1 pseudogene is annotated in these 497 nt (G+C 77.5%); it reads left to right on the top strand.

From position 1 onward, the window contains the following. A pseudogene (locus G3I65_RS56730) lies at window positions 1-429 on the top strand (molecular chaperone DnaK); the annotation flags it as partial. Between the last annotated feature and the right edge of the window lie 68 nt (window positions 430-497).

Raw genomic sequence — 497 nt, 5'->3', positions numbered from 1 at the left:
GCGCTGCCCGCCCGGCCGCCGTGCCCGATGTTCGCGGGACCGGTTCCGCCGGCGACCGCCGCGCTCGGCGCCGCCGCACTCGGGACCCTGCGCGCCGAGGGCCGGGGCGGCCTCCAGGAACCCCTGGCCGTCGAGACCACCCTGCTCCCCCAGGTGGACACGCTCGGTGAGCTCGGCGAGCGGCCACCCCGCCCGCCCGTCGAGATCACGCCGTTCGAACTGCCCGAGCGCGTCACCCCGATGAACCTGTTCCGGCGGCGGCGCCCCCTCGCCGCCGCGATCCTGGTGCTCGCCGCGGCCGTCTCCGCCGGGGCGATCACCCTCACCGCCCGCGAAGCCAACGCGGGCCCCGGCACCACCCCCGCTCCCTCCCCCGCCCCGAGTCATTGCGCCCGCCCCGGCGCCCCCTCCGGTGAAGGTCACTGTTGAACACTCTGCTCACGCAGGTTCCCCCGCTTCACACCGTCCCCGCCCATCCCGCGGCCCGGCAGCTCCTC

Source organism: Amycolatopsis sp. SID8362 (assembly GCF_010550475.1).
Classification (GTDB): Bacteria; Actinomycetota; Actinomycetes; order Mycobacteriales; family Pseudonocardiaceae; genus Amycolatopsis; species Amycolatopsis eburnea.
The sequence above is the reverse complement of the archived record's forward strand: the minus strand, read 5'-3'. Positions and strand labels throughout refer to the sequence as shown.